At 65.9% G+C, this 23,554-nt stretch carries 26 protein-coding genes; 11 read left to right on the forward strand and 15 right to left on the reverse strand.

From position 1 onward, the window contains the following. Positions 1-235: 235 nt before the first annotated feature. The 3 genes from metB to C3E99_RS09760 are packed head-to-tail and all read right to left on the reverse strand — an operon-like array spanning position 236 to position 2,779. On the reverse strand, positions 236-1,399 hold the full coding sequence (metB, locus tag C3E99_RS09750) for a cystathionine gamma-synthase (RefSeq protein ID WP_076074856.1): 1,164 nt from the start codon (positions 1,397-1,399) through the stop codon (positions 236-238). A gap of 40 nt (positions 1,400-1,439) precedes the next feature. After that, positions 1,440-1,940, reverse strand: coding sequence for a DUF6306 domain-containing protein (locus C3E99_RS09755; RefSeq protein ID WP_076074853.1), 501 nt, complete (start codon positions 1,938-1,940; stop codon positions 1,440-1,442). Further along, positions 1,937-2,779 (reverse strand): LysR family transcriptional regulator, encoded by an 843-nt coding sequence (locus C3E99_RS09760; RefSeq protein WP_067113400.1) that lies wholly within the window; start codon positions 2,777-2,779, stop codon positions 1,937-1,939. The genes C3E99_RS09755 and C3E99_RS09760 overlap by 4 nt, the downstream gene beginning before the upstream one ends. Positions 2,780-2,921: 142 nt before the next feature. On the opposite strand from C3E99_RS09760, the gene C3E99_RS20240 reads away from it, so the two are divergent. From C3E99_RS20240 to C3E99_RS09775, 4 genes are read left to right on the forward strand one after another with little or no spacing between them, the layout of a single operon-like run. Further along, a complete protein-coding gene (locus tag C3E99_RS20240; RefSeq protein WP_267894958.1) occupies positions 2,922-3,047 on the forward strand; it encodes a hypothetical protein in 126 nt (41 codons plus the stop codon). A gap of 6 nt (positions 3,048-3,053) precedes the next feature. Continuing rightward, positions 3,054-3,578, forward strand: a complete 525-nt coding sequence (locus tag C3E99_RS09765) for a CinA family protein (RefSeq protein ID WP_076074850.1) — start codon at positions 3,054-3,056, stop codon at positions 3,576-3,578. A 27-nt stretch (positions 3,579-3,605) separates the two neighbouring features. Continuing rightward, positions 3,606-3,944 carry a hypothetical protein gene (locus C3E99_RS09770; protein WP_076074848.1) on the forward strand — a complete coding sequence of 113 codons (339 nt, stop codon included), beginning with the start codon at positions 3,606-3,608 and terminating at the stop codon, positions 3,942-3,944. Between the two features lie 35 nt (positions 3,945-3,979). Then, on the forward strand, positions 3,980-4,204 hold the full coding sequence (locus C3E99_RS09775) for a hypothetical protein (RefSeq protein ID WP_158682230.1): 225 nt from the start codon (positions 3,980-3,982) through the stop codon (positions 4,202-4,204). Between the two features lie 32 nt (positions 4,205-4,236). On the opposite strand, the gene C3E99_RS09780 is transcribed toward C3E99_RS09775, so the two are convergent. From C3E99_RS09780 to C3E99_RS09790, 3 genes are all read right to left on the reverse strand, one after another. Further along, entirely contained in the window at positions 4,237-4,896 is a 660-nt protein-coding gene (locus tag C3E99_RS09780) for a DUF6766 family protein (RefSeq protein WP_076074842.1), read from the reverse strand. A 42-nt stretch (positions 4,897-4,938) separates the two neighbouring features. Next, positions 4,939-5,355, reverse strand: a complete 417-nt coding sequence (locus C3E99_RS09785; protein WP_076074840.1) for a low affinity iron permease family protein — start codon at positions 5,353-5,355, stop codon at positions 4,939-4,941. Positions 5,356-5,436: 81 nt separating this feature from the next. Further along, positions 5,437-6,747, reverse strand: a complete 1,311-nt coding sequence (locus C3E99_RS09790) for an SLC13 family permease (protein ID WP_076074837.1) — start codon at positions 6,745-6,747, stop codon at positions 5,437-5,439. A gap of 99 nt (positions 6,748-6,846) precedes the next feature. Here C3E99_RS09790 and C3E99_RS09795 point away from each other — a divergent pair, with 99 nt between their 5' ends. After that, positions 6,847-7,704 (forward strand): hypothetical protein, encoded by an 858-nt coding sequence (locus C3E99_RS09795; protein WP_076074834.1) that lies wholly within the window; start codon positions 6,847-6,849, stop codon positions 7,702-7,704. A gap of 540 nt (positions 7,705-8,244) precedes the next feature. Here the strand turns inward: C3E99_RS09795 and fixJ are convergent. Both fixJ and C3E99_RS09805 read right to left on the reverse strand, forming a co-directional pair. Then, positions 8,245-8,862 (reverse strand): response regulator FixJ, encoded by a 618-nt coding sequence (gene fixJ / locus C3E99_RS09800; protein ID WP_067107927.1) that lies wholly within the window; start codon positions 8,860-8,862, stop codon positions 8,245-8,247. Then, a complete protein-coding gene (locus C3E99_RS09805; RefSeq protein WP_324787665.1) occupies positions 8,852-10,378 on the reverse strand; it encodes a two-component system sensor histidine kinase NtrB in 1,527 nt (508 codons plus the stop codon). The genes fixJ and C3E99_RS09805 overlap by 11 nt, the downstream gene beginning before the upstream one ends. Before the next feature lie 100 nt (positions 10,379-10,478). On the opposite strand from C3E99_RS09805, the gene C3E99_RS09810 reads away from it, so the two are divergent. Then, positions 10,479-11,168, forward strand: coding sequence for an alternative oxidase (locus C3E99_RS09810; protein WP_067107924.1), 690 nt, complete (start codon positions 10,479-10,481; stop codon positions 11,166-11,168). 108 nt (positions 11,169-11,276) lie between these two features. On the opposite strand, the gene C3E99_RS09815 is transcribed toward C3E99_RS09810, so the two are convergent. Together C3E99_RS09815 and C3E99_RS09820 are read right to left on the reverse strand one after the other, a co-directional pair. Next, complete coding sequence (locus tag C3E99_RS09815) at positions 11,277-12,707, reverse strand: L,D-transpeptidase family protein (protein ID WP_234002432.1); 1,431 nt, start codon at positions 12,705-12,707, stop codon at positions 11,277-11,279. Between the two features lie 79 nt (positions 12,708-12,786). Next, on the reverse strand, positions 12,787-13,467 hold the full coding sequence (locus C3E99_RS09820) for a murein L,D-transpeptidase catalytic domain family protein (protein WP_076077724.1): 681 nt from the start codon (positions 13,465-13,467) through the stop codon (positions 12,787-12,789). 171 nt (positions 13,468-13,638) lie between these two features. Here C3E99_RS09820 and C3E99_RS09825 point away from each other — a divergent pair, with 171 nt between their 5' ends. Beyond that, a complete protein-coding gene (locus C3E99_RS09825; protein ID WP_076074829.1) occupies positions 13,639-14,391 on the forward strand; it encodes a hypothetical protein in 753 nt (250 codons plus the stop codon). Positions 14,392-14,403: 12 nt separating this feature from the next. On the opposite strand, the gene C3E99_RS09830 is transcribed toward C3E99_RS09825, so the two are convergent. Together C3E99_RS09830 and C3E99_RS09835 are read right to left on the reverse strand one after the other, a co-directional pair. Further along, the gene (locus tag C3E99_RS09830) at positions 14,404-16,221 is read right to left on the reverse strand and encodes a DUF885 domain-containing protein (RefSeq protein WP_083675060.1); all 1,818 of its coding nucleotides are present in this window, start codon (positions 16,219-16,221) and stop codon (positions 14,404-14,406) included. Between the two features lie 105 nt (positions 16,222-16,326). Next, on the reverse strand, positions 16,327-16,701 hold the full coding sequence (locus C3E99_RS09835) for an alpha-hydroxy-acid oxidizing protein (protein WP_104960356.1): 375 nt from the start codon (positions 16,699-16,701) through the stop codon (positions 16,327-16,329). On the opposite strand from C3E99_RS09835, the gene C3E99_RS20345 reads away from it, so the two are divergent. Both C3E99_RS20345 and C3E99_RS20350 read left to right on the forward strand, forming a co-directional pair. Continuing rightward, on the forward strand, positions 16,657-16,899 hold the full coding sequence (locus C3E99_RS20345) for a sensor histidine kinase (RefSeq protein WP_199774998.1): 243 nt from the start codon (positions 16,657-16,659) through the stop codon (positions 16,897-16,899). The two genes, C3E99_RS09835 and C3E99_RS20345, sit on opposite strands and share 45 nt — an antisense overlap. Before the next feature lie 267 nt (positions 16,900-17,166). Beyond that, on the forward strand, positions 17,167-17,301 hold the full coding sequence (locus C3E99_RS20350) for an entericidin A/B family lipoprotein (RefSeq protein WP_082737170.1): 135 nt from the start codon (positions 17,167-17,169) through the stop codon (positions 17,299-17,301). Between the two features lie 100 nt (positions 17,302-17,401). Here the strand turns inward: C3E99_RS20350 and C3E99_RS09850 are convergent, their stop codons facing one another. From C3E99_RS09850 to C3E99_RS09860, 3 genes are read right to left on the reverse strand one after another with little or no spacing between them, the layout of a single operon-like run. After that, a complete protein-coding gene (locus C3E99_RS09850; protein WP_324787719.1) occupies positions 17,402-18,481 on the reverse strand; it encodes a sensor histidine kinase in 1,080 nt (359 codons plus the stop codon). Continuing rightward, entirely contained in the window at positions 18,478-18,924 is a 447-nt protein-coding gene (locus C3E99_RS09855) for a response regulator (protein ID WP_067107910.1), read from the reverse strand. Before C3E99_RS09855 ends, C3E99_RS09850 begins: the two co-directional genes overlap by 4 nt. After that, a complete protein-coding gene (locus C3E99_RS09860; RefSeq protein ID WP_067107907.1) occupies positions 18,917-20,419 on the reverse strand; it encodes a sensor histidine kinase in 1,503 nt (500 codons plus the stop codon). The genes C3E99_RS09855 and C3E99_RS09860 overlap by 8 nt, the downstream gene beginning before the upstream one ends. Before the next feature lie 182 nt (positions 20,420-20,601). Here C3E99_RS09860 and C3E99_RS09865 point away from each other — a divergent pair, with 182 nt between their 5' ends. Together C3E99_RS09865 and C3E99_RS09870 are read left to right on the forward strand one after the other, a co-directional pair. After that, complete coding sequence (locus tag C3E99_RS09865; RefSeq protein ID WP_083675058.1) at positions 20,602-22,752, forward strand: catalase; 2,151 nt, start codon at positions 20,602-20,604, stop codon at positions 22,750-22,752. A 98-nt stretch (positions 22,753-22,850) separates the two neighbouring features. After that, positions 22,851-23,345: a hypothetical protein gene (locus C3E99_RS09870; RefSeq protein WP_104959744.1), complete on the forward strand. Its 495-nt coding sequence runs from the start codon at positions 22,851-22,853 to the stop codon at positions 23,343-23,345. Positions 23,346-23,554 lie beyond the last annotated feature (209 nt).

Below are 23,554 nucleotides of genomic sequence, written 5' to 3' on the forward strand. Positions count from 1 at the left end.
ACCATGATGACATCAGACGGCCCCGTCATTGCGAGCGGCGAAGCCGCGCGGCAATCCAGAGTCGCGTAAACCGCCCTGGATTGCTTCGTTCCGCTCGCAATGACGAAGTGGGCCAATCCAAAGTCATCGGAGTCTAAAGCACGGTCATCCATCGGCAGGGTGCAAGGTCGATGGGTGTCTCGACTTCGCTCGACACGAACGGAATTGGGCGATGGCAAACCGCATGGCGGCGGTGTCAGCAGGCCGCCAGCCCCGCCTTCATATCCTCGATCAGGTCGTGCTCGGCCTCGATCCCCACCGACACGCGCAGCAGGCCCTCGCCGATCCCGGCCACGCGCCGCGCATCGTCGCCCATGTCGGCGTGCGTCATCGTCGCGGGATGGACGATCAGGCTTTCGACGCCGCCGAGCGATTCGGCGAAGGTGAAGACGCGCAGCGCCGCGACCAGCCGCTTCGCCGCCGTGGCGCCGCCCGCCAGATCGAAGCTGAGCATCGCGCCGAACCCCTGCTGCTGGCGCGCCGCGAGTGCATGGTCGGGATGCGTTTCCAGCCCCGGATAATGGACCGCGGAAACCGCCGGATGGTCGCTCAGCATCCGGGCGATCGCCATCGCGTTCGCCTGTTGCTGGCGCATGCGCGGGAACAGCGTGCGCAGGCCGCGCAGCGTCAGCCATGCGTCGAAGGGCGATCCGCCGCATCCGACGATATTCGCCCATTGCGACAGGCTGGCGGCCTGTTCGGCGTCGGCGGCGACGACCGCGCCGCCGATCACGTCCGAATGGCCGTTCAGATATTTGGTGGTCGAGTGGATGACATAGTCGGCGCCGAGCGCGAGCGGCCGCTGGAGCGCCGGCGACAGGAAGGTGTTGTCGACCGCGACCGCCGCCCCCGCCGCCTTCGCCCGCGCCGACAGCGCGGCGATGTCGACGACGCGAAGCAGCGGGTTGCTCGGGGTTTCGATGAGCATCAGCGCGGGCGCGCCCGACAGCGCCGCCGCCACCGCATCCCCGTCGCGCTGGTCGACGAGCCGCAGCGACACTTGCCCGAGTTGCTCGCGCGCCTTGAGGAGGCGCATCGTCCCGCCATAGCAATCGTGCGGAGCGATCACGACGGCGCCGGCGGGCAGCCGCGACACGATCAGGTCGAGCGCCGCCATCCCGCTCGCCGTCAGGATCGCGCCCGCGCCGCCTTCGAGCTTTGCCAGCGCGGTCGCCAGCAGGTCGCGGGTCGGATTGGCGGCGCGGCCGTAATCATAAGCGCGCGGCTGCTCGAACCCCGCGAACTCGTAGGTGCTCGACAGGTAGAGCGGCGGCGCGATCGCTCCGAACGCCACGTCGCTTGCGACGCCGTGCGCGGCCGCGATCGTCTCTGGCCGCAAGCCCTCTGCCCGCTCCGTCATTTCATATCCTTCCGTCTGGCCGCATCGCGATGAAGCGCCTCTATTCCCCGTGCTCCGGCGGGCGCACCCGGTCCAGAAAGGCCGCGGCGCTGTCGATATTCACTACATGGCTGTCGGCCATGCGGCGCAGGTCGGCGTGGAGCGCATCGTCGCGCACCCGCCGCGTCAGGTCGGCGAGCTTGCGCACCACCCACGCCTGACCGCGGTTGAGGAAGGCGAGCCGCTCGACAGGGTCCGCGATCGCCATCGCCTTGCCGTGAAAGGCGCCGCACCGGCGCGACGGCGTGCCGCCGAGCCGCCGGATCTGGCGCGAGAGCATCGCGCACCAGCGGGCTTCGTCGGCGCGAACGACGCGCATCATCGCGGCATGTTCGGGCCCAGTGGCGTCGCCGACGCTCGCCAGTGCGACGCGCGCTCCGGCGCGCTCGGCCTCGAGCAATTCGTTGAGCGCCGCCAGTATCTCGTCGCGCGACGCATAGCCCATATAGACGTCGTCGGCTTCGGCGCCGTAGCAGACGGGCGAGGCGCGTTCGTCGCTCATGCCGCCGCCGCCGCGTGCAGGCCGCGCCGCGCGCGCTCGATCACCCCCGCATCGGCGGTCGCCGAATGGACGGCATAGGCGGAATAGGAAAATTCGGGGCTGTCGGGCACCCGCGCGAGCCGCCCCTGCTCGATATGCGACTGGATGAAACCTTCGCGGAAATAACCGCTGCCGCCCGTCGCGAGGATATAATCGAGCGCGAGCGGCCCATAGTCGATCGACACGACCGCATTGGGCTGGTCGGGAAAGGCGGCCTGATAGCCGGCGGCGAAGTCGGGGCCCCAGTCGATGCGTACATGATCGTCGGCCGCGAGCGGGCGGTCGACCGGCGCGGTGCGGACGAGCACCAGCTTCTCCTCGAACAGCAGTTCGGCAACGACGCCGGGCAGGCGCGGCGCGGCATAGAGCACGGCAATGTCGAGCGACCCGTCCTGCACGCGGTCGAGCAGCCGGTCGGATGCATCGATCGAGGTGCTGACGGCGATGTCGGGGCATTCGCGGCGCATCCAGATCAGCCAATGGCGCAGGAGCGGGCTCCACAGGCTGAGCTCCGCGCCGATCGTCACCACCGTATGCCGTCCGGGCGGCAGCGCCACCGCCTGTTGCGCGCGGTCCCACACCTGAACCATCGTCGTCGCGAAGCGCAGGAACTGCTCGCCCGCCGGGGTCAGGCGCGCGCCCGCCTTGTTGCGGACGAACAAGGGCCGGCCAAGCTGCGCTTCCAGCCCCCGGATCCGCGCGCTGACGGCTGTTTGCGTCAGGCCGAGATCGGCGGCCGCACCGACGAAGCTGCCGGTTTTCACGATTTCCAGAAAGGTGCGGGCGACGCCGACATCCATCAACAATTTTTCTTTCAATCGCAAATCGCATCTATTTATCTGCTGCTTTCTATAAGACGGGCGATGGCGTGACAAGACGCCGCCGCAGCGAATCCGCTCTTCGTCAATCTCGCCCCGTCAAAAAGGAACGGCGCGCGCAACCATGGCCCTGCCCCGTCGTTTCGCTCTCGCGGGCGGGCCGACGATGGAGGCCGATGTGACCGACAGGACCGATACCGACGCCACCTATATTCTCGCCGCGACCCATATTCTCGCCGCGACGATGTGACGCGCGATGGGCGCATCACCACATCCCGAAATGGAGGTTCGCAAGACGGAACTGGCGGCGGCTCTCGCCGGCAGCGATCTCCGCATCGCGACCGCGGAAAGCTGTACCGGCGGCCAGCTCGCCGCGCTGCTGGCGAGCGATCCCGGCCTGGGCCCGCATCTCGATCGCGGCTTCGTCGTCTATTCGGCGCAGTCCAAGACCGAGATGCTGGGGATTTCGCCCGCCGACGTCGCCCGCTGCGAAGCCGTCAATGCCGAGGTTGCCGAAGGACTGGCGACCGGCGCGCTCGAACGCAGCGGCGCCGACATCGCGATCGCGGTGACCGGCTTTTGCGGACCGCAGCAGAAGGATGAGGAAGTGGGTCTCGTCTATCTCGCCTGCGCGAGCAGCCGGACCGGGCTGGCGCAACAGACGTGCCATTTCGGCGACCTCGGGCGCGAACGCGTGCTGGACCATGCGGTGATGGCGGCGCTGGCGCTGGTGACAAGCGCGGCGCGCGCCTGCCGGACCGAAGCCGCGCTGCCGCGATAATGAGGCGCAGCCTCGAAGGGAGACGGCATGCTGCAATTTCTGGGACGCCTGCTGGCCGGCGATCGCGCCCACCCGCCGCTGGTCCGGTATCTGAGCAAGGCGGAGGCCGAGCCCGAATGGCGCGAGGGGCGGCTCATGGCGCTCGACCCGCAGGGCGCCGCGTTCGAAACGCGGATCGACGGACGGCCCGTCGCCGAATGCCTCCCCTGGGGTTCGATTGCCGCAATCAACGTTCCGTTCTCCGCGCCGCGTCACGACGAGACCGTGCAAGACACGCGTCGCCCCGATAATCCGACGAGACGTGGGGATCGGCGCAACCTTGTGTCCGATCCGCCGTTGCCTCCGTGGAAGAGGAACGACACATGATACGGACATCTGTCAAAATGATCGGAGCTCTCGCCGTGGGAGCGCTTTTCTGGTTCGCCCGGCGGCCCAAGGCGGCCGAACCCGTCAAGAGCGACGAGCATTCGGCCGCCTTCTGCGACAACGAGACCGACCCCGAGAATTTCGACCAGACCCGCTCCGCCGGTCCCGAGGGCATGCGCGATAAGACGCGCCGCGATTGGAACAAGGTCGATCAGGCGGTCGACGAATCCTTTCCGGCGAGCGACCCGCCCGCTTACTGACCGGCTGCCTTTCGCCCGCGCTCCGGCAGCGATCACTCGGCGCCGGTGTGCGCATGCGGCGCGGCGACCGCTTTCGATTCGGGCGATTCGCGCTGGCGCAGGAAGATCGAGAGCACGACGAGGACGGCGGTCGACAGGAACTCGCTCTGCCAGTTCTGGAAGGATTCGAACCAGAGCTGCGGGTCGCCGAGATAGGCGATCGTCGACAGCGCGGCCTCTCCATGCTCCGCCGCCTCCTGCGCCGCGGCCTTCGCGCTCTGGGTCCAGTGCATGAGGAAGGACAGCAGGAAGAGGATGAAGAGGACGATCCCGAGCGACCGCGCATAGAGCGCGCGCGCCAGCCGGCCCTTGCGCAGGATCGCGGGGGCGCCCGGCTTCATCGCCTGCACGGCCAGATCGGCATCGCGCGGCGGGCTGTCGGGGTCCTTCGATTCCGCGGAGCCGCGCTGGATCAATATGGCGGTCAGCACGACATAGGCCGACATCTGGAGGAACTCGCTCTCCCAATTCTCGAAGACCGACGAGAGGAATTCGGGACTGACCGTATAGTGCAGGAGCGACGGCGCGACCGCGCCATGGCGGACGGCATCCTCGATCGCGACGTGCCAGCCGGCAAGCCACTGGCCGACGATGCTCCCGGCGAACAGCAGCAGCAGGACGAGGGTCAGGCTATTGTCTTTCAGCAGACGCATCTTCGCTCTCCACGTCCGTTCGCTTCATCGCTCGTCGCGCGATCAATAGCGCTGCAACAGGCGCTCGACCGAGGGAACCGCGGTGCGGTTCCTGCTGTCGCCAGCCTCTATGTCCTTTTCCAGCGCGCGCCGGATCTCCTCGATCTGCGCGTCGGTCAGATGTTCGATCCCGACGAACTGCTCGCGCGCTTTTTCGAGCGATCGCAATATCTCGTCGAGTTTGGCCTGCATCGCGGCGCCGTCGCGGTTCTGGCTGTTCTGGATCAGGAAGACGGCAAGGAAAGTCAGTACCGTCGTCGCGGTGTTGACGATCAGTTGCCAGGTGTCCGAATAGTGGAGCACGGGGCCGCTTGCGGCCCAGATCACGACCAGCGCCATGGCGGTCATGAACGTCTGCGGCTGCCCCATGATATGGGCGCATCGCGAGGCGATCTTCGTGAATACCGCATCGACCGACATTGTCTGCTCTCCGTTGCCAAGCCGCCCCCGCCTTCAACGCCCATGCGCGTCGCAGGTTGCGGGTACGGCCGAGGCCCGGAGTCAGAAGGGAAAGAAGAACCGGATCGAGGCGATCGCGACCACGAAGGTGATGAGGTTGAGCGGCAGGCCGATGCGCACGAAATCGAGATAGCGATAGCCGCCCATCTGATAGACGATGACGTTGGTCTGATAGCCGAAGGGCGTCGCGAAGGCGGCGCTCGCGGCCATCATCACGGCGACGAGGAACGGCCGCGGGCTGACCGAAAGGCTTTCGGCGAGCGCAACGGACACCGGCGTCACGAGCACCGCCACCGTCGCGTTGGACAGCAGTTCGGTGAGCACCATCGTCACCAGATAGAGGATGATCAACGCCGCCAGCGGACTCAGTCCGTGGACGCCCGAGATCAGCCGCTCGGAGGCCGCGGCGGCGAGCCCGCTCTTCTCCATCGCGATCCCGATCACCACCATGCCGGCGATCAGGATCAATATCTCGGGCTTCAGGCCGCTATAGGCCTCGTCGGCGCTGATCACGCGCAGCAGGATCAGCAGCACCGCGCCCGCGAACGCCGTCGCCGCGATCGGCGCGACACCGGCGGTCGCCAGCGCCACCGCCGCCACGAAGATCGCGAGCGAGATCGCCGCCTTGAGCGGGCGGAACGGGCGCTCCTGCGCGAACAGCGAGGCGTCGCCGACCTGGGCGTTGGCGATATGCGCCTGGTCGATTTCGGGCGCGTCGCCCGCGCGCTCGTCCGCCTCGTGCTTGCCGCCGAGCAGCCGGCCGCTGAACAGGAAGAGGTAGAGGCCGCCGATCAGCGCCATCGGCAGGCCGACGGGCGTGATCTCGAAGATGCCGAAGCGTGCCTGCCCGGCCAGGCTTGCCATGTCGTCGACCAGCAGGTTGGTCGACGTCCCGATCAACGTGCAGCAGCCCGTCAGGATGGTGATGTACGACAGCGGGATCAGGAAGCGCTTGGGCGACAGGCGCAGCGTCGTCGCGACGTCGCGGATGACCGGCGCGCCGAGCACGACGATCGGGGTCGAATTGAGGAAGCAGGACACGCTGCCGATCATCGACAGCAACAGCCACAGCCCCGTCGCCCCCATCCGCCGGCACAGCGCGACGGCTCCCGCGATCGCCCGGTCGAGCAGCCCCGAAAGTTCGAGCGCGTAGGCGATGACGAACAGCGATGCGAGCGCGATGATCGCCGGGCTTGCAAAGGCCCCCTGCACGTCGACCGGCCGCACGACGCCGGTCATCAGCAGGACGGCCGCGCCGGTCAGGGCCACCACGTCGGCGCGCACCTTGTCCCAGATGAGGGCCGCAACCACCGCCGCGAGGACGAGCAGGGTCAGAACTTGGTCCACCGACATCGCCCCTGCGTCAATCGCCAGCGCCCCCCTGTCAATCGCTTCGTGAAAAAATATCCATTTGGGTCTGGAGGATGGGCGAGGATTTGCTATCCAAGTCCGATGCAGGAACCCAGCGTCAGAACGAGCCGGCTCGCCATCGCCGCCGGGTTCGCCGCCATCATCGCGATCGGCGGCAGCGGATTCTTCCTCGGCCGGGTCACCGCACCGGCCCCCAAGGCGCCGGCACCGGTCGCGCCCGCCCCCACGCCGGCGCCGAAGCCGGTCGTGAAGACGCTCGAACGCGGCGACCTGCTCGCGCTGGCGCAGCAGGCGGCGGACGCCTTCGCCTCCGGCCAGTCGGCTCCGAAGGCGGTCACCGACGCCGCCGGCCGCGCCTTCGACCTCACCCTGCCCTTCGGCTGCGGCGGTCCGGCCGATGCCGACAGCGGCCTGCCGATGCGCTGGAGCTACGACGAGGGCGAACAGATATTGCGCATCTCGGTCCGGTCCGAGACGTGGAAGGGCGGCGACTGGGGATCGTCCGGCCCGGCGGATGCCGAGGTTGCCGAAGGATTCTGGATCAGCCGTCCGTGGATGAGCAGCCCGGACTGCCCGCTACGCGGCGATCGGGCGATGGCGCGCGGCGTCGAGCCCGTGACGCTGCCCGGCCAGACGCTCGCCATCGCTCAGTTCGCGGGCAACGAAGCGGACCGCGACCTTCACCGCGGCGGCCGGCCCTACGAGATCGTCCAGCGCGTGCCGAAGGAGCGTTTCGACGGTTCGCGCGGGTTCCGGCTGCTGGTGTCGGGGCGCATCGCGAACCCCGGCGCTTCCGCGCCGATCCGGTGCGTACAGCCTGCCGGGACCGAACAGCGCCCGATCTGCGCGATCGACGTCCGCATCGAATCGGTCCGCATCGCCAATCCGGTTAGCGGCGAAACGCTGGCGACCTGGTCGACCGGCCGCGTCGGCCAATAGGGCGACTGCCCGCGATGCCCGCGTGACCGGGCGCATTCGCCCAAAGCATCGTGCGTTGAATCCGATCTGCCCCCTTCGAGAGGTTTCGATTCAGAACGCCGAGTGTCGAATATTCCCGTTCGTGTCGAGCGGGGGGAAGTGACTCAGATTATGGCCTTCGGGGATTCGGGTTTCGGCACTGTTTCTCCCTTTCGTCACCCTGAACTTGTTTCAGGGTCCATGGTCTGCCCTCGAATGAAAGGCGGCGCAAAAGGGAAGGTCCGGCCATGGATGCTGAAACAAGTTCAGCATGACGAACGGATGAGGCAGCGCGCCGAACGCCGAATCCCCACAGACCGTTGAGCGTCGTGCGTTGCATCTGCATCATTCTTTCTGCCGTTCGTGCTGAGCTTGTCGAAGCACCGCCCTTCTTCTGCGTCCTCGAAAGAAAGGACCGCCCTCTTCGACTGCCTTGCAGGCGCTCAGGACAGGCTTCGACAAGCTCAGGGCAAACGGTTCACAAGGCACGGTACTCTACGCACGTCGCTTCAGCGAGCTTTCTTAGACCCCGCCAACGCGCGCGATCGTCGCCATGCGGACGAGGTCGGACAGGGTCTTCGCCTGCATCTTCATCATCGCATTCGCCCGATAGACCTCGACCGTCCGCGCGCTGATTCCCAGATCGAAGGCGATGGCCTTGTTCGCCTGTCCCTCGACAAGGCGATCCATGATCTGGCGCTCGCGCGTCGACAGCGTCGCGATCCGGCCGGCGATCGCATTCCGCTCGGCCCGCGCGTCGGCGTCGGCCGCCCGGTCGCTGATCGCCCGGCGGATCGCCGACAGGATGACCTCGTCGTCGAACGGCTTTTCGATGAAATCGACTGCTCCCGCCTTCATCGCCTGGATCGCCAGCGGAACATCGGCATGGCCGGTGACCACGATCACGGCGGGGGCGCCGCCGCGCGCGTGCAGCGCCTCCAGCAATTCGATGCCGGTGGTTCCGGGCATGCGGACGTCGGTGACCACGCACGCACCGTCGAGCGGCGGCGACGCCTTCAGGAAGGCATCGGCCGATGCGAAGCCGCGAACGCGCAGGCCCGCGCAATCGAGCAGGAATTCGAGCGAGCCGCGAACGCCGTCGTCATCGTCGATCACATAGACGATCGGTTCACTCGCCATCTTCCAGTTCCTTCCTGTCCACCATCTGCAACGTGAAGCTGAAACGCGCGCCGCCGCCGGAGGCTTCCTCGGCCCAGATCTTGCCGCCATGCGCCTCGACGATCGTGCGCGAAATGGAGAGGCCCACCCCCATCCCGGTGCGCTTGCTGGTGATGAAGGGCTGGAACAGCCGCGCCGCGATGTCGGGGGCGATACCCGGCCCATTGTCGGTCACGCCGACGCGCGCCATGTCGCCCTCGCGGTCGATCCGCACCTCCAGCTCGCGCGGTGCCCGCCCCGATTCCGCGAGCGCGTCGACGGCATTGCGCACCAGGTTGAGCACCACCTGCTGGATCTGCACCTTGTCGGCGAGCACGAGTTCGACTTCGGGATCGAAGACGAAGCGGACGCGAATATCATGTTCGCGTGCGCCCACCAGCGCGAGCGCGCTCGCTTCCTCGACCAGCTTGGGCAGGCTTTCGACGGTCCGCTCGGTCTCGCCGCGCGCCACGAATTCGCGCAGGCGCCGGATGATGTCGCCGGCGCGTAACGCTTCGGTCGCCGCACGCTCGACCGCTTCGGCCACCCGCTCGCGCGGCACCTCCTCGCGCCCGAGCAGCATGCGGCTGCCCTTGAGGTAGTTCGCGATCGCCGAAAGCGGCTGGTTGATCTCGTGCGCGATCGCCGACGCCATCTCGCCGAGGCTGGTGAGCCGCGAGACGTGGACGAGTTCGCCCTGAAGCTCCTGCAGCCGCGCCTCGGCCTTCTGGCGCTCGGTCAGGTCGCGGATGAAGCCGGTGAAATGCCGCTCGCCGACCGCCCCGATTTCGCCGACCGACAGCTCGATCGGAAAGGTCGCGCCGTCGCGCCGCTGGCCGACGACGACCCGGCCCTTGCCGATGATGCGTTTCTCGCCCGTCCGGTAATAGCGCTCCAGATAGCCGTCGTGCGCGCTGCGATAGGGTTCGGGCATCAGCATGCGGACGTTGCGCCCGATCGCCTCGCCGGCCGGCCAGCCGAACATCCGCTCGGCCGCCGGACTGAAATCGCGGATCTGGCCCGCCTCGTCGATCACGACGATGGCGTCGGGAACCGTTTCGAGGACCGACCGCAGATGCGCCTCGCGGTTGGCGAGCCCCGCCGCCGCGGCCTCGGTTTCGATCCGCGCGCGCTGGAACCATTCGCCGCCGGTCGCGATCGCGAGCGAGATCGCGACGAAGGCGCCCGCCGCGATCAGGCTGCCGCCTTCGACCGGCCCCGCCTGCGCATCGCACCACAGCCCCGCCGCCGCCCCCGCGAGCGCGGCGAGAGCGCCGGCGCGAAGCCCCGACAGCGCGCCCGCGACGACGACGCCGGGAACGAAGAAGATGAAGGTCGCGCGCGGCCCCAGCACATCGGCGAACATCAGGCGCACCCCGACGCCGCCGGCGAGGAAGAACAGCGCGACCGCGAATCCCGCCGCCGCCGACAGGCGCGGAAGGAAACGGCTCGTGAAGCGCGCCCGCTGCGCCTCCGGGAAATCCCCTAGGGGATGCACGCTAGGGGCATCATCCGAATGTTCGCGATCCGACACAGTCCCTAAATCGGCCTCCATCGACGGCATCGCAACCCCCGCGCCGTCCCGTGGAGATATTCCAATGTCCGTACCTTTCATCGATCTTGGCGTTCATCACAAGCCGCAGGGCTTCTCTGACCGGATCGCCTATGGCTTCACCAAGGCGCTCCGCTGGTGCGCCGACACCTTCTTCGCCGAGCGCTACGGCCACCGCGCGGTCGTGCTCGAAACGGTCGCCGCGGTGCCCGGCATGGTCGGCGCGACGATCAACCACCTCGCTTGCCTCCGCCGCATGTGCGACGACAAGGGCTGGATCAAGACGCTGATGGACGAGGCCGAGAATGAACGCATGCACCTGATGACGTTCATCGAAATCTCCAAGCCGACGCTGTTCGAGCGGGCGGTGATCATCGGTGTCCAGTGGGTGTTCTACCTCTGCTTCTTCGCGCTCTATCTCGTCAGTTCGAAGACGGCGCATCGCGTGGTCGGCTATTTCGAGGAAGAGGCGGTGATCAGCTATACGCACTACCTGGCCGAGATCGACGAGGGGCGCAGTCCCAACGTCCCGGCGCCCGCGATCGCCAGGCAATATTGGGGCCTGCCCGACGACGCGACGCTTCGCGACGTGGTGCTGGTCGTGCGCGCCGACGAAGCCCACCACCGCGACGTGAACCACGGCTTCGCCAGCGAGCTTGCGGGCCTCCCCGTCGGCCGGATCGCCGAATGCCCACCGCACGTGACGCTCGAACCGAACTGGAAGAAGGCGGCCTGACACACGTCGCCATCGTGCCGGGAGCAGGGCCCACCCTGCTCCCGTTGCCGAAATCCGGCAGAGCGGACAGGTGGCCGACATGATGGAAGATGCGTCGGACCGTCGATTTTACGGCCCGATATCGTTGCCGGAGGCGCGCAATCTGTAGCCCTGCCTTTCGGGAAAGCCGAGCGCCGCGGCGACGGCGCCGTTCCAGCCATAGGGATCGGCGCGGACGACCGGCTCGCCCGCATCGTCGAACAGCACGGTCTGGTAATAGAGCCGCACCGGTATCGCGCGGGGCAGGTCGACGAAACTCTCCTTCCCCGTCGCGCGCGCCTTCTGCCATTCGTCGAGGATACCCTCGTCGCGCGCCAGCATCTGCGCGAAGCCGAGCGCGTCCTCGACCCGGACGCAGCCGTGGCTGCGCTGCCGCTGCACCTCGTCGAACAGCGATTTGGCGGGGGTGTCGTGCAGATAGATCGAATGCTCGTTCTTCATGTCGAACTTGACCAGCCCCAGCGCATTCTGGGGCCCCGGCTGCTGCACGATCCAGCCGTCCTTCCACGCCATGTCGTTGCGGCGAAGATAGGCCGATCCCTTCTTCGCGATCTCCCCGTTCTGGATCGAGCGCGGCACCGTCCAGGTCGGATTGGCGACGAGCCGGTAGATCGGCGATCCGAGCTGGGGCGTTTCCTTCCCCGGTTTTCCCACGACCACCTTGCGCGTATCGGCCAGCTTTCCATCGCGCCAATAGGCCAGCCGCCCCGCGGCGATATTGACGTCGATGCGCGTCGCGGGCGGCGTCCGTTCGAGCCAGCGCATCCGTTCCATCGCGACCGCGAGCGCGCGGGCCCGGTCGGCATCGGACAGGTTGAGGATTTCGAGCGCCTCGCCGCCGATCACCCCGTCGAGCTCGATGCCGTAATCGATCTGCATATGCTGCACGGCACGGACCATCGCCGGCGTGTAGCGGGTTCCCTGCCCCTCTGCGCGGTCGAGATAGTCGGACGCGACGAGCTGCGCCGCTATGGCCGGGACGCGGGGATCGGTCGCGCCGGGTTTCAGCGGCTTGGTATCGGGGATGGCCGCCGCCGTGTCTCCCGACCCGCGCAGCGCGAGATAGGCTTTCGAAAGCTGGCGATACTGGTCGTTTTGGGGAGCAAGACTGTCGATCCAATCGTCCAGCTTCCCATCGGACAGCGCCCCGGCCAGACCGGGACGCAGATCGGCTTCGGGACGGGAGATCGTATAGATATCCTGCAATTTGGCGGGATCGGTCGCGCCGCGCGCGACCGCCGCGGCGTAGCGGAGCGCGCTTTGGGTCAGCGCCTTTTCACCCTCGGCGCTTCCCACCTGCCCCTCGACCGCGAAGCGCATATGGTCGAGACCGTGCGCCGCGCGCCGTTCGATGGCTTTGCGCAACTGCCCAACCGCCGCCTCGTTCCAGCGGATGGTGGCCGCCGCCGCACCCGATTGCGCATCGCCGTTCGCCGAAGGATTGCCGCATCCGGTCAGCGCCAGCGCCAGCAGCGAGCCGGCCAACATCAATTTCCGCACGAATATCTCCTTGCAATGGAAGGAGATAACGCGAGGCGCTTAGGCAGCGTTCCCGCGAGATGCAAAAGCGGTGGTCGTTTCAGGCCTTTGCTGCGTAAAGAAGCCGCCCTTCGCCCAGGAAGCCGAAGACGCGATCCAGTTCATGTTCGCCGACCGCGAAACAGCCCTGGCTGCGCCCCAGTTTCCCATGCGCGGCAAGGATGTCGGCGTTCGCATACCATGCCGAATGGATCACGATCGCACGCCCCTGGGCATTGTCGTTCGTCGGGTCGAGTCCGGCAAGCCGCTGCGACCGCCCATGCTTTCCGACATAATAATCGCCGGTCAGAAAGGCCCCTTCGCTCGACGCGTTGGAACCGAAATCATTCGAGAAGCGCTGCAGGAAACCCGTATGCCCGGGATCCGAACCCGCGCCGTGGGCGACGAGCAGGCTCGACCGCTCTCCCTTGATGACGTCGAGAAAATGCAGACGCGCTTCCGATGACGGCGCGGAGAAGTCGACGATCGCGATGCGGTCGCGATGGGCGATCGCCCCGGCGTGACGATCCAGCGCGGCAAGGGCTTTGCGCAGCAGGGTCGGATCGAACGACGCGGGGGCCACGGATGCGGATGCCGGCGCCGGCACCGTCCCGACGCTCCGGGCATGGGGAGCAAGCGGCGCGGTGACGGCCGAGGACCGGCCGAGCAAGGCGGCAGTGGCCGTCGCCGTTCCCGACAGCATGAGCGCGCGTCTGTCGATCGGAAAGGAACGATCGGTCATGCGCATAATGTAGGCACGAGGAGCGGTTTTTGAAGCTTCGGTCGCGACCCGCGGAGGACGGGCCCGCTCTTCCGGTCGTACAAAGGCGGCGTTTCGGCGCGCAACCGGGGCCGTCGCGCGCATCGGTGGTTCCATGAGGAACCGTTGAAATCCGCGGCGCGTTCGAACGCCATGACCGGACGATATCGGATATGTGCGGGCCCGCTCGCTTCGCTGACGCTGGCGCTCGCGGCGTGCGGCGGACCGGCCGATCGACAAGCAGGCGCCCCCGAGCCGGCCGAAACGCCGCGCCCCGCAACCGATACTGTCGCGCGCGCCGCGCCTTTGCCTTCGACGCCTGCCGCGACCGGCGAGCCGCGGTCCTGCGCCGCGGAGATCGGCGGGCAGGCGGCCGATCGCCGCGCCCAGCTCTGCCGCACCCTGTCGCCGGCGACCCATCCGCCCTGCAACGTCGCCAACAGCTGCGCGATGATCGACGACGAGATCGCCCGAAGCTGCGCACTGCTGAGCCAGGCAGGATCGCCGCCCGCCGATTGCCGGCCCGACCCCCGAAGCAACGAGGCCGCCGCCGATGTCGTCAAGCGCTATTATGCGGCCCTCGACGCCCGGGACTATGCCACCGCCTGGCTGCAATGGGGTCAGGACGGGCCGCCGAACCAGCCCCTCGAAAAATTCAGGCAGGGTTTCGCCCATACCCGGTCGACGCACGTCACGATCGGTTCGGCGGGTGAGGCCGAAGGCGCCGCCGGGTCGCTTTATCTGACCGTCCCCGTCACGGTCGAGGCCACGCTCGATTCCGGTGAACTACAGCGGTTTCGCGGACACTATATCGTGCGCCGCGTCAACAACGTGGACGGGGCAACCGCCGACCAGCTTCGCTGGCATATCGAATCCGCGCATCTCCAGCCGCTGCCGCCCCGCTAGAGGTCCATGCGATCAGGCGGGTGCGGCGATCCAGCGGTCGACCTGCGCTTCGAGCACAGGCAGCGGCACAGAGCCCCGGCCGAGCACGATTTCGTGGAACATGCGCTGGTCGTATCGCGCGCCCAGTTCCGTCCGTGCCCGATCGCGAAGGGCCAGGATGCGCTGCATGCCGACCTTGTACGAGGTCGCCTGCCCCGGGCTCACGAAATAGCGGCGGATTTCGGAACGGATCTTGGCCGCGGGCTGCGGCGAATTGGCGGTGTAATAGGCCAGCGCCTGCGCCTCGCTCCACCCCTTGGCGTGGATGCCGGTATCGACCACCAGCCGGATCGCGCGCCATATCTCGCGGCCCAGCCGACCGAAATCGCTGTAGGGATCGGTATAGAATCCCATCTCCTTGGCCAGCCGCTCGACATAGAGCGCCCAGCCCTCGCCATAGGCGCCATAGAAATAATTCTTCCGGAATTCGGGGGTGCCGGTCATCTCCTGCGCGAGCGCGATCTGCATGTGATGGCCGGGCAGGCCTTCGTGATAGACGGTGCCTTCGATTTCATAGATCGGCGTCGCGCGCGTGTCGGCGAGGTGGACATAGAAGATGCCGGGCCGCGACCCGTCGAGCGCCGCCGGCGAATAATGCGCCGCGCCGCCCGGTTCCTCGCGAAACGCCTCGACGCGCTTGACGATCAGATCGGCCTTGGGCAGCCGCCCGAACTGTTCGGGAAGCCGCACGCGCATGCCGTCGAGATAGGCTTCCGCCATCTTGAGATAAGCGGCGCGGCCGGCATCGTCGTTGGCGACATAGAATCGATCGTCGCTGCGCAGGAAGACGAAGAAATCCTCCAGCTTCCCCGCGAAACCGATCCGATCCTTCAGCGTCTCCATCTCGGCCCGGATGCGCGCGACCTCGGACAGGCCAAGCGCGTGAATTTCGTCGGCGGTCATGCCGGTCGTCGTCTGCAGCCGCAGCATCGCATCATAATAGGCGGCGCCATCGGGCAGCGCGCCCGCGCCGAGCGGTTCGGCCGCGGCCTTGGCACGGTCGGCGGCGAGCCAGGCGCGCAGCCGCTCGTAAGCAGGCTGCATCCACCCGGTCATCGCCGCGGCGACCTGCGCGACATAGCGGTCGGCCGCGGCGGCATCGATCTGCCCCGACGCGACCAGGCCCGCCGCCTTCGCCTTCGCGTCGGCGAACAGCGCCGTATCGGGACCATCGCCGAACGGCGCCCCGGTGATGACGCGCCCCACGAGTTCGATCGACTGGTCATAGGCGAATCCGGGCATGCGAACGCCCTTCGCCGCCGCCGCCGTGGCCCGCTCCAGATAGGCGTCGAGCGTCGGACCAAGCGCCGTGACACGCGCCACATAGGCTTCCATGTCCGCCGGCGTATCGACGCGATGCTGGTTGATCATGAAGTTCGGCAGCCCGGTGTGCGGCCCGTTGCGATCGAAGATATAATTATGTCCGCGCCACTTCGTCGAAGCCTCGGCGCGCTCCAGTTCGAGCACCCACATGTCGTAGGACACCCGCGCGTCTTCGCCGAGCGCCGAGCGATCGAACTGCGTCTTCATCGCGGCGACATTGCCTCGCCGCCACGCGAGCCGCGCCGCCGCCGCCGCATCGCTGGGATCGGTGAACCGGTCCTGCTGCTCCTTGCGGCCGAGCTGGGTGAGCTGTTCGGGGTCGAGTGCGATCTCGGCCTCGAAGGCCGCATCGAGAAAGGCCGTAAGCGCCGCGTCGCTCTCCCCGGCCTTGCCCGCCGCCCGCGCCGCCGGTGCCGCGACCAGACCGGCCGCCAGCGCCCATGAGAATTCCCGTCGTGATAGCCGCACCGGACCCCTTTCTCCATTGCCTGTCATCAGCGGTACCGCGATTGACGGTCCGGGGCCAAGTCCAAATTCGGCAACCCACTCTGCTTTCGGGCTCGCATCACCCTCCTAAAAGTTGACAATGTCTCGCGTGAGCCGCCGACCGACATGATCGTTACATAAGAATCTGACGTTCTGGACCCCGGTCTGGATCATCGCCAGTTCGAGCTCGGTTCTCAGCAGGTGCAGCATATGGGCGGCGCCGGCTATTCCTGCGGCGGCGAGGGCGTGGAATTGGGGTCGGCCGACAAGAACCGCTTTCGCTCCGAGCGCCAGTGCCTTGACGATATCGCTTCCCTGACGCACGCCGCCGTCCATCAGGATCGGCAGCGTGCCGCCGGTTGCGGTAACGACGGCGGGGAGCATGTCGAACGGGCGGGCCGCGATGCAATCCTGCTGGTGAGCGACGACGGTCCGGGGATTCCGCCGTCCGAGCATCAACATATCTTCCGCCGCCTCACCCGCCTCGACGCCAGCCGCTCGAAGCCGGGGCACGGCCTTGGCCTGAGCCTCGTCGACGCAATCATGCGCGCCCACGGCGGAACAGCGTCGATCGAGCCAACGACAGTCGGGTTGAGAATTTGCTGCAATTTACCGGCGGCAGACACTCCATTTCGGCATTCTATTGCCGAGGCTCGCTAACGCCGAGCTTAGCCTTAGCGGTCAGGCCGCTTTTGGGGGATCGACGCAATGAAGCGGACATGACGCCGCATTCGGAATCGATGGCTTGGATACAATCTCCGGCGGATCGCTTTGCAAGCAGCGCCCAGTTATTTTTCCAGCCTAGCGATCATTTTGAACGCTTCGGCTAGTGTGACGCCGTGCACGGGAACAATGATTGCGGACGGCGGTTGTCGCAATATGGGAACGCAAATGAAAGGTCGTTTGCCCGCACCCCGGAGAGAGAAAATGAGAAGGTTTCTGACTATTTTCGCCCTTAGCGGCTCAATCCTGATCCTGTCTGCCTGCAACACGATCGAAGGTGCAGGCAAAGATATTGAATCCGCTGGAGATTGCGCTGATGGCGTTAAAGGAAACTGCTGAGCCGCAATTGCTCGCATCAGCTTGAACCAGAAGTCGCCCATGAACGGCAATTACGTCGGCTTTCCGTATCCAGGCACTGAGCGTAAATTGCCTTCCGGCTTCAACCAGGCGCCTTAAGCTCGTGGGATCGGAGTTCGATCGAGATTGACGCGCGTGTCCCAGGATTGTCCCGCGCGGTATGCACGGGCGCGTATCGCACGGTCGCCTTGTGCGTTCGTGCGAGCGCTTCGATGAGGCGAGTTCCAAGCCCGGTGCCCCGGGCAATGCCGTCAGACGGCATCCCGGCGCCGTCATCTTCCACCGCCAGCTCGACGGTCGACGCCCCCAATCTGTTGAGCATAATCCGGACCTCCCCGGCTTCACCCGCCGGATAGGCGTATTTGCACGCGTTGCTGACCCATTCATTGGCGATCATACCAAGCGCTACCGCCTTGTCGGTCGCGACCTTCAGAGCCTCGGCCGATGTAGACACCCGTCGTTCGCCCGTTCCATTCGACCAAGTATCGGAAAGATCGGTGGCGAGGCCCGACAGATAGTCGTCCATCGCGACGAATTCGACATCGTTGGTCGTGTAGAGACGCCGATTGACCTGCGCGACGGTAGCGATCCGCTGCTGGGTCTTCTGGAGCGCCTCCCGAGCACCGGGATCGGACAAATTCTTCGATTGGAGCGCAACGAACGACATGACCATCTGGAGGTTGTTCGCGACGCGGTGATTCACTTCCTTGAGAAGTGCTTCGAGCCGCGCGTTGCTTGCGCGAAGTTCCGCCTCGGCTTCCTCGCGCGCGCGGCGGAGCTGGGCACGCTCGAGAACCTGTCCGAAACTTGACGCGAGCAGGTCAAAAAAATCCTCGCCGACCGACTTTACGACATAATCATCGGCTCCCGATTTCAACGCCGCGACCGCGATCCGGCTCTCCTCGGAGCCGGTGACATAGACGACCGGCGGACAAGCCGGGAGCGAACGAAGCGCTTCGAGCGTAGCAAGGCCGTCCTGTCCGGGCATATAATGATCGACGGCAATCAGATCGAAGGCCGTCGCCTTTGCCATATCGACGCCCTCGGCGCCGTTCGCCGCGAGACTGACGTCATAGCCCTTGCGGCCGAGCGCGCGAGATGCGAGCCGGCGCATGCCATCGTCGTCGTCGATGTACAGAATGTGGGACAGAAAAATTCTCAGGCCGGATCGGGATCGGGGACTTGGATCACCGACAGGAAAAGGCCGAGCTGGCGGATGGCGTCGGCGAAATTCTCGTAGTTCACCGGCTTGGTGATATAGACGTTGCAACCGAGGTCGTAGCAGCGCTGGATCTCGACCTTGTCGTCGGTCGTCGTGAGCACGACGACCGGTGTGCGCCGTAGCGGACTTCCGTCTGCCTTGAGCTTCGCAAGAATATCGGTTCCGCTCATATCGGGCAGATTGAGGTCAAGCAGCACGAGCGCCGGCCCGTTGCGAACGGGGCCCTCGGCCGCGTCGTACAGAAACTCGAGCGCCGATGTACCGTCGAGGAAATGGTGGATCGTGTTCGAGATGCCCGCACGGCGGATATTCTTCTCGATGAGGCGCGCATGGCCCTCGTCGTCCTCGATCATCACGATATTGACGGGCTGCTGGTCAGTCATCCTCTTCTCCGCTTTGCCACACGAGTGGCAGGATCAGCCGGAAGGTGGACCCCACACCCAATTCGGACTGGATTTCGATATTTCCGCCGAGGCGATAGGCAAGCGCGCGTGCGTGCGCAAGGCCGATCCCCTCGCCCTGCTGATCCTGCACGCCCGATCGGCGGAAGAGGTCGAACACGCGCTCGTGATCGCGCGGCTCGATGCCGCGACCGTTGTCGGTCACCGATACCCAGGCGCGCCCAAGGTCGGTGCCCCCCGTCACGCTTATGGTCCCGGCGCGCCCCGGCTGAAGATATTTGAGCGCATTCTCGACGAGGTTCGACAGGATCTGCTCGACCGCGACACGGTCGTTCACGACTACCGGAAGCTCCTCCACCGTGACCACAGTGCCGGTCTCGTCGATCCGGTGCTGCAAACTCCCGACGATCGCGCGCACGACGCCGCCAAGATCGAGCGTTTCCGGAGCCAGCGTGCGCCGCCCCTGGCGCGAGAGATTGAGGATCGCGTTGATCAGCCGGTCCATCTTCTGGGTCGAGGTGCGAATGAACCCGATCGATTCCGGAAGATCCTCCTCGATCGCGAGACGCGTCGCGGCGTCAGGCGCTTGCCAGCCTTCGGACTCGCCCTTCTCGAGATAGCCCGCGATAGATTTGCGCGCGGTCTCGAGTTCGGCGGTGAAGCCCATGACGTTGACGAGCGGCGACCTGAGGTCATGCGACACGATATAGGCGAAGCGCTGGATTTCGGCATTGGCGCGCTGAAGCTCGCCGGTGCGGGCATCGACCAGTTCCTCAAGCCCTTCGTTGAGACGTCGAAGCTCCATGCGCGAGCTACGCAGGTCCACCAGATTGCGTCGGACGAGAAGCAGGGTCGCCGCCGCAACCACGAGCAGGAGGATGCCTGTAGCGATCAGGGTCGTTGTGAAAAGACGCTGCGTGCGGTGCTGCCGCTCCTCCCGCTCGCGAAGCAGGGCAAACTCGTCGGCAAGCATCGATTCGACAACCGCGCGCGAGGCGCGCACCGCGAGCACCCCGCGGTCGTTCGAGAAGCTGTCGATCAGCGACTGCCGGTCGGCACCGCGCAGTCCGAGCGTCTTGCTATAATGTTCGGCGTAGGCATCAAGGTGCCCGCGCAGCGTCCGGACGCGCATCTGCTGCTCGGGGTTGTCGCTGATCAGTTTCTCAAGCGTAGCCAGTTGCGCCCGCGAATTAGCCTCCGCTTCCTCGATGATCGTCGCGAACTGGGCATTTTGTGTGAGGATGAGACCGCGGCGCGCGGTTTCCATTCGCTCGGTGGCGCTAGCGAAGGCGCCGAGGCTGGCTTCGACGGCCAGCGTGTGTGCGACCATCCGCGCGTCGGTTTCATTCTGGCGCTGGACGTAAAAGGCGGTCGCAGCCGCGACGAGCAACGCCGCGAAGCCGACCGACAGGAGAAGGATGATGAGGCGGCTCGCGCGCGTGTCGCGCCCAAGCGCCGATAATCTGGCCGATTCCATCTGGCTGCCCCTCGGCCCGATCCTTTGCGGCCTGATCGATGTCTTAAAATCCGCCTTTACGCAAGCAAGGGCATCAAGCTCCTTAACATAGGTTATGTGCCGCTCACGCAATTCGCGCGGCGATGAAACCAGCGCGGAAAACAGGCGTTGGCTTGGCAAAGAAACCATCAAGGACCTGCCCGATGCCGAAGAAGCCCCGCCCCTCGCCCGCAACCGACAATAGCCTTGCCGCGCACCAGCCCGGAAGCGGCCAGATGACGCTCAAGGTCGACAAGGGGAATGCGGGTGAACTTCACCAGCATATCACCGCCGACGACGAGCGCGATGGCCGCGCGCACCTCACGGACAATTTCGGTCACCGCATTGCCGACAACCAGAACAGCCTCAGGGCGGGCGAACGCGGCCCGACCTTGCTCGAGGATTTTGTCCTCCGCGAGAAAATCTTCCACTTCGACCATGAGCGCATTCCCGAGCGTATCGTGCATGCGCGCGGCTCGGGCGCGCACGGCGTCTTTGAATGCACGCACGCAATCCCCGAGCTCACCAAGGCCGACATCTTTCAGGAGGTCGGCAAGACCTGCCCGGTCTTCGTGCGCTTCTCGACCGTGGCGGGCGGCGCCGGCTCGGTCGACACGCCGCGCGATGTGCGCGGCTTTGCAGTGAAGCTCTACACCGAGGCGGGGAACTGGGACCTCGTCGGCAATAATATCCCGGTCTTCTTCATCCAGGATGCGATGAAATTCCCCGATCTCGTCCATAGCGTGAAGATGGAAGCCGACCGGGGTTATCCGCAAGCGGCGAGCGCCCACGACACTTTCTGGGATTTCATCTCCCTGATGCCCGAGAGCTTCCACATGATCATGTGGGCGATGTCAGACCGAGCGATCCCGCGGAGCTTCCGCACGATCGAGGGCTTCGGCGTCCACACCTTCCGCTTCGTCAATGCGAAGGGCCAATCAAAGTTCGTGAAGTTCCACTGGAAGCCGGTGCTCGGGTTGCAGTCGACGGCGTGGGACGAGGCGGTCAAGATCGCAGGCGCCGATCCCGACTATCTGCGCCGCGATCTTTATGAGGCCATCGATGCCGGCGACTTCCCGCAATGGGACCTTGGCATCCAGGTCTTCGACGAGGCTTTTTCCGCCAAGCAGCCTTATGATGTGCTCGATGCGACCAAGCTCATCCCCGAAGAAGATGTCCCGGTCGAAATCGTCGGGCGGATGACGCTCAACCGCAATCCCGACAATTTCTTCGCCGAAACCGAGCAGGTCGCCTATCTTCCCTCGAACATCGTCCCCGGCATCGATTTCAGTAACGACCCGCTGCTGCAGGGCCGCCTCTTCTCCTATCTCGATACCCAGAAGTCGCGGCTCGGTACGACCAACTTCCACCAGATCCCGATCAACGCGCCGAAATGCCCGTTCCACAATTTCCAGCGCGACGGGATGATGCAGACGCTCGTTCCGAAGGGTCGCGCGAATTACGAGCCGAACAGCCTCGCCGAAGCCGGCGAGGATGCCGGGCCGCGTGCTTGCCCGGAGACGGGCTTCATTACCTTCCCGGCCAACGGCGAGCGCAACGACCCGACCGAGAAGCTGCGCGTCCGCGCAGCCCTTTTCGCCGATCACTTCAGCCAGGCGCGGCTCTTCTACCGCTCGCAGACCGGGAATGAGCAGGCGCATATCGCCTCGGCGCTGGTATTCGAACTCTCGAAGGTCACGCTCGATCATGTTCGCGCGCGCGTCGTCGGTCAGCTCCGCAATATCGACGAGGATCTTGCGAAGCGTGTCGCCAACGGACTCGCGATCGATCTGCCTGCCAGGATCAAGCCGGCAAAGACGCCCATCGACATGGCACCTTCCGACGCGCTCTCGATCCAGAAGGACGCGCGCCCCGACATCAGGGGGCGCAAGGTGGCGATCCTGTTCGCGGAGGGCTCCGACGCTTCTGCCATCGACAAGCTCAAGAAACAGATCGAGAAAGCGGGCGGAAGCGCCTTCCTCGTCGCTCCCAAGGTCGGCGGCATTCCGGTCTCGACCGGATTGCTCAAGGCCGATGGTCAACTGGCGGGATCGCCATCGGTGCTGTTCGACGCCGTCGCCTCGGTGCTCACCGCAGCCGCCGCCGAAAAGCTGACGCGTGAAGGCGCCGCCGTCCAATGGTTCATGGACGCCTATGGCCATTGCAAGACCATCGCGCACGACGAAGCGAGCCAGGTTCTGCTCGACAAGGCCGGGGTCGAGCCTGACGAAGGTATCGTCGCGCTTGCCGATTTCATCAAGGTCGGGACGCAGCGCCACTGGGACCGCGAGCCGAAAGTGCGCGATCTCGCCTAGCGGCCCATAGCGGGACATGAAGACCGAAAAACGCCCCGCGCTCGGCGCAACACCGAGCGATTCCGTGCGTTTCAATCTCGTATCAACGGGATAGTCAGATGACGCGTTTTCTCCTTCTCATGACCTCCGCACTTTCGATCGCCGCGGCCACGCTTGCTCTTCAGTCGTGTGGCGCGGAAAGCGTCGATGCGGCGCCTCCCGTTCGTCCGACCAACAGTCTAGTGGTCCTGCCCGACGGATCGACCATGGCCGCGGCGACAGGTTCGCTGTCCCGGCGCGTCTCCGAATGGCTGGCAAAACGCGAGGGCGGCAGCGCGGACTTTCAGTTCACCGGATTTCACGAAACGCAGCCCACACTCACCAGCAAGGGCCTCGGCCGTGCCGCCGATCTCGCGACGATCCTGCGCGCCGCGCCCACCGCGACGATCGAACTCGCAGGCGACGAGGCGCAGGCAACCACGCTCGCGCGCCTTCTCGAAGATCGCGGGATCGCCAACGAGAGGATGAGGGTAATTCCCGCCGCAGGTCTCGGCACCGTGACCATGACGATCCATCGCGGCACGACTGCGCCGCTGATGACCGCCCGGAGATAGGTCTCATTGACCAGCGTCGGGAATCAAGCCGGCGAGCCATTCCGCACAAAGAGCATTCGCAGTCTTATGGCGGTTGGAGCATCTGGAGTGAAAGGTTCCGGCCGCAGGGTTCCAGCCCCGATAAAATTCACGAACGTCATAACCTATGTTAAGTCCATGAAATTAGAGGAACAATCTGGAATATCCAAGCGTCTCTCCCATGCCCACCC

It is taken from the genome of Sphingopyxis sp. MG, from assembly GCF_002953155.1.
Taxonomy (GTDB): domain Bacteria; phylum Pseudomonadota; class Alphaproteobacteria; order Sphingomonadales; family Sphingomonadaceae; genus Sphingopyxis; species Sphingopyxis granuli.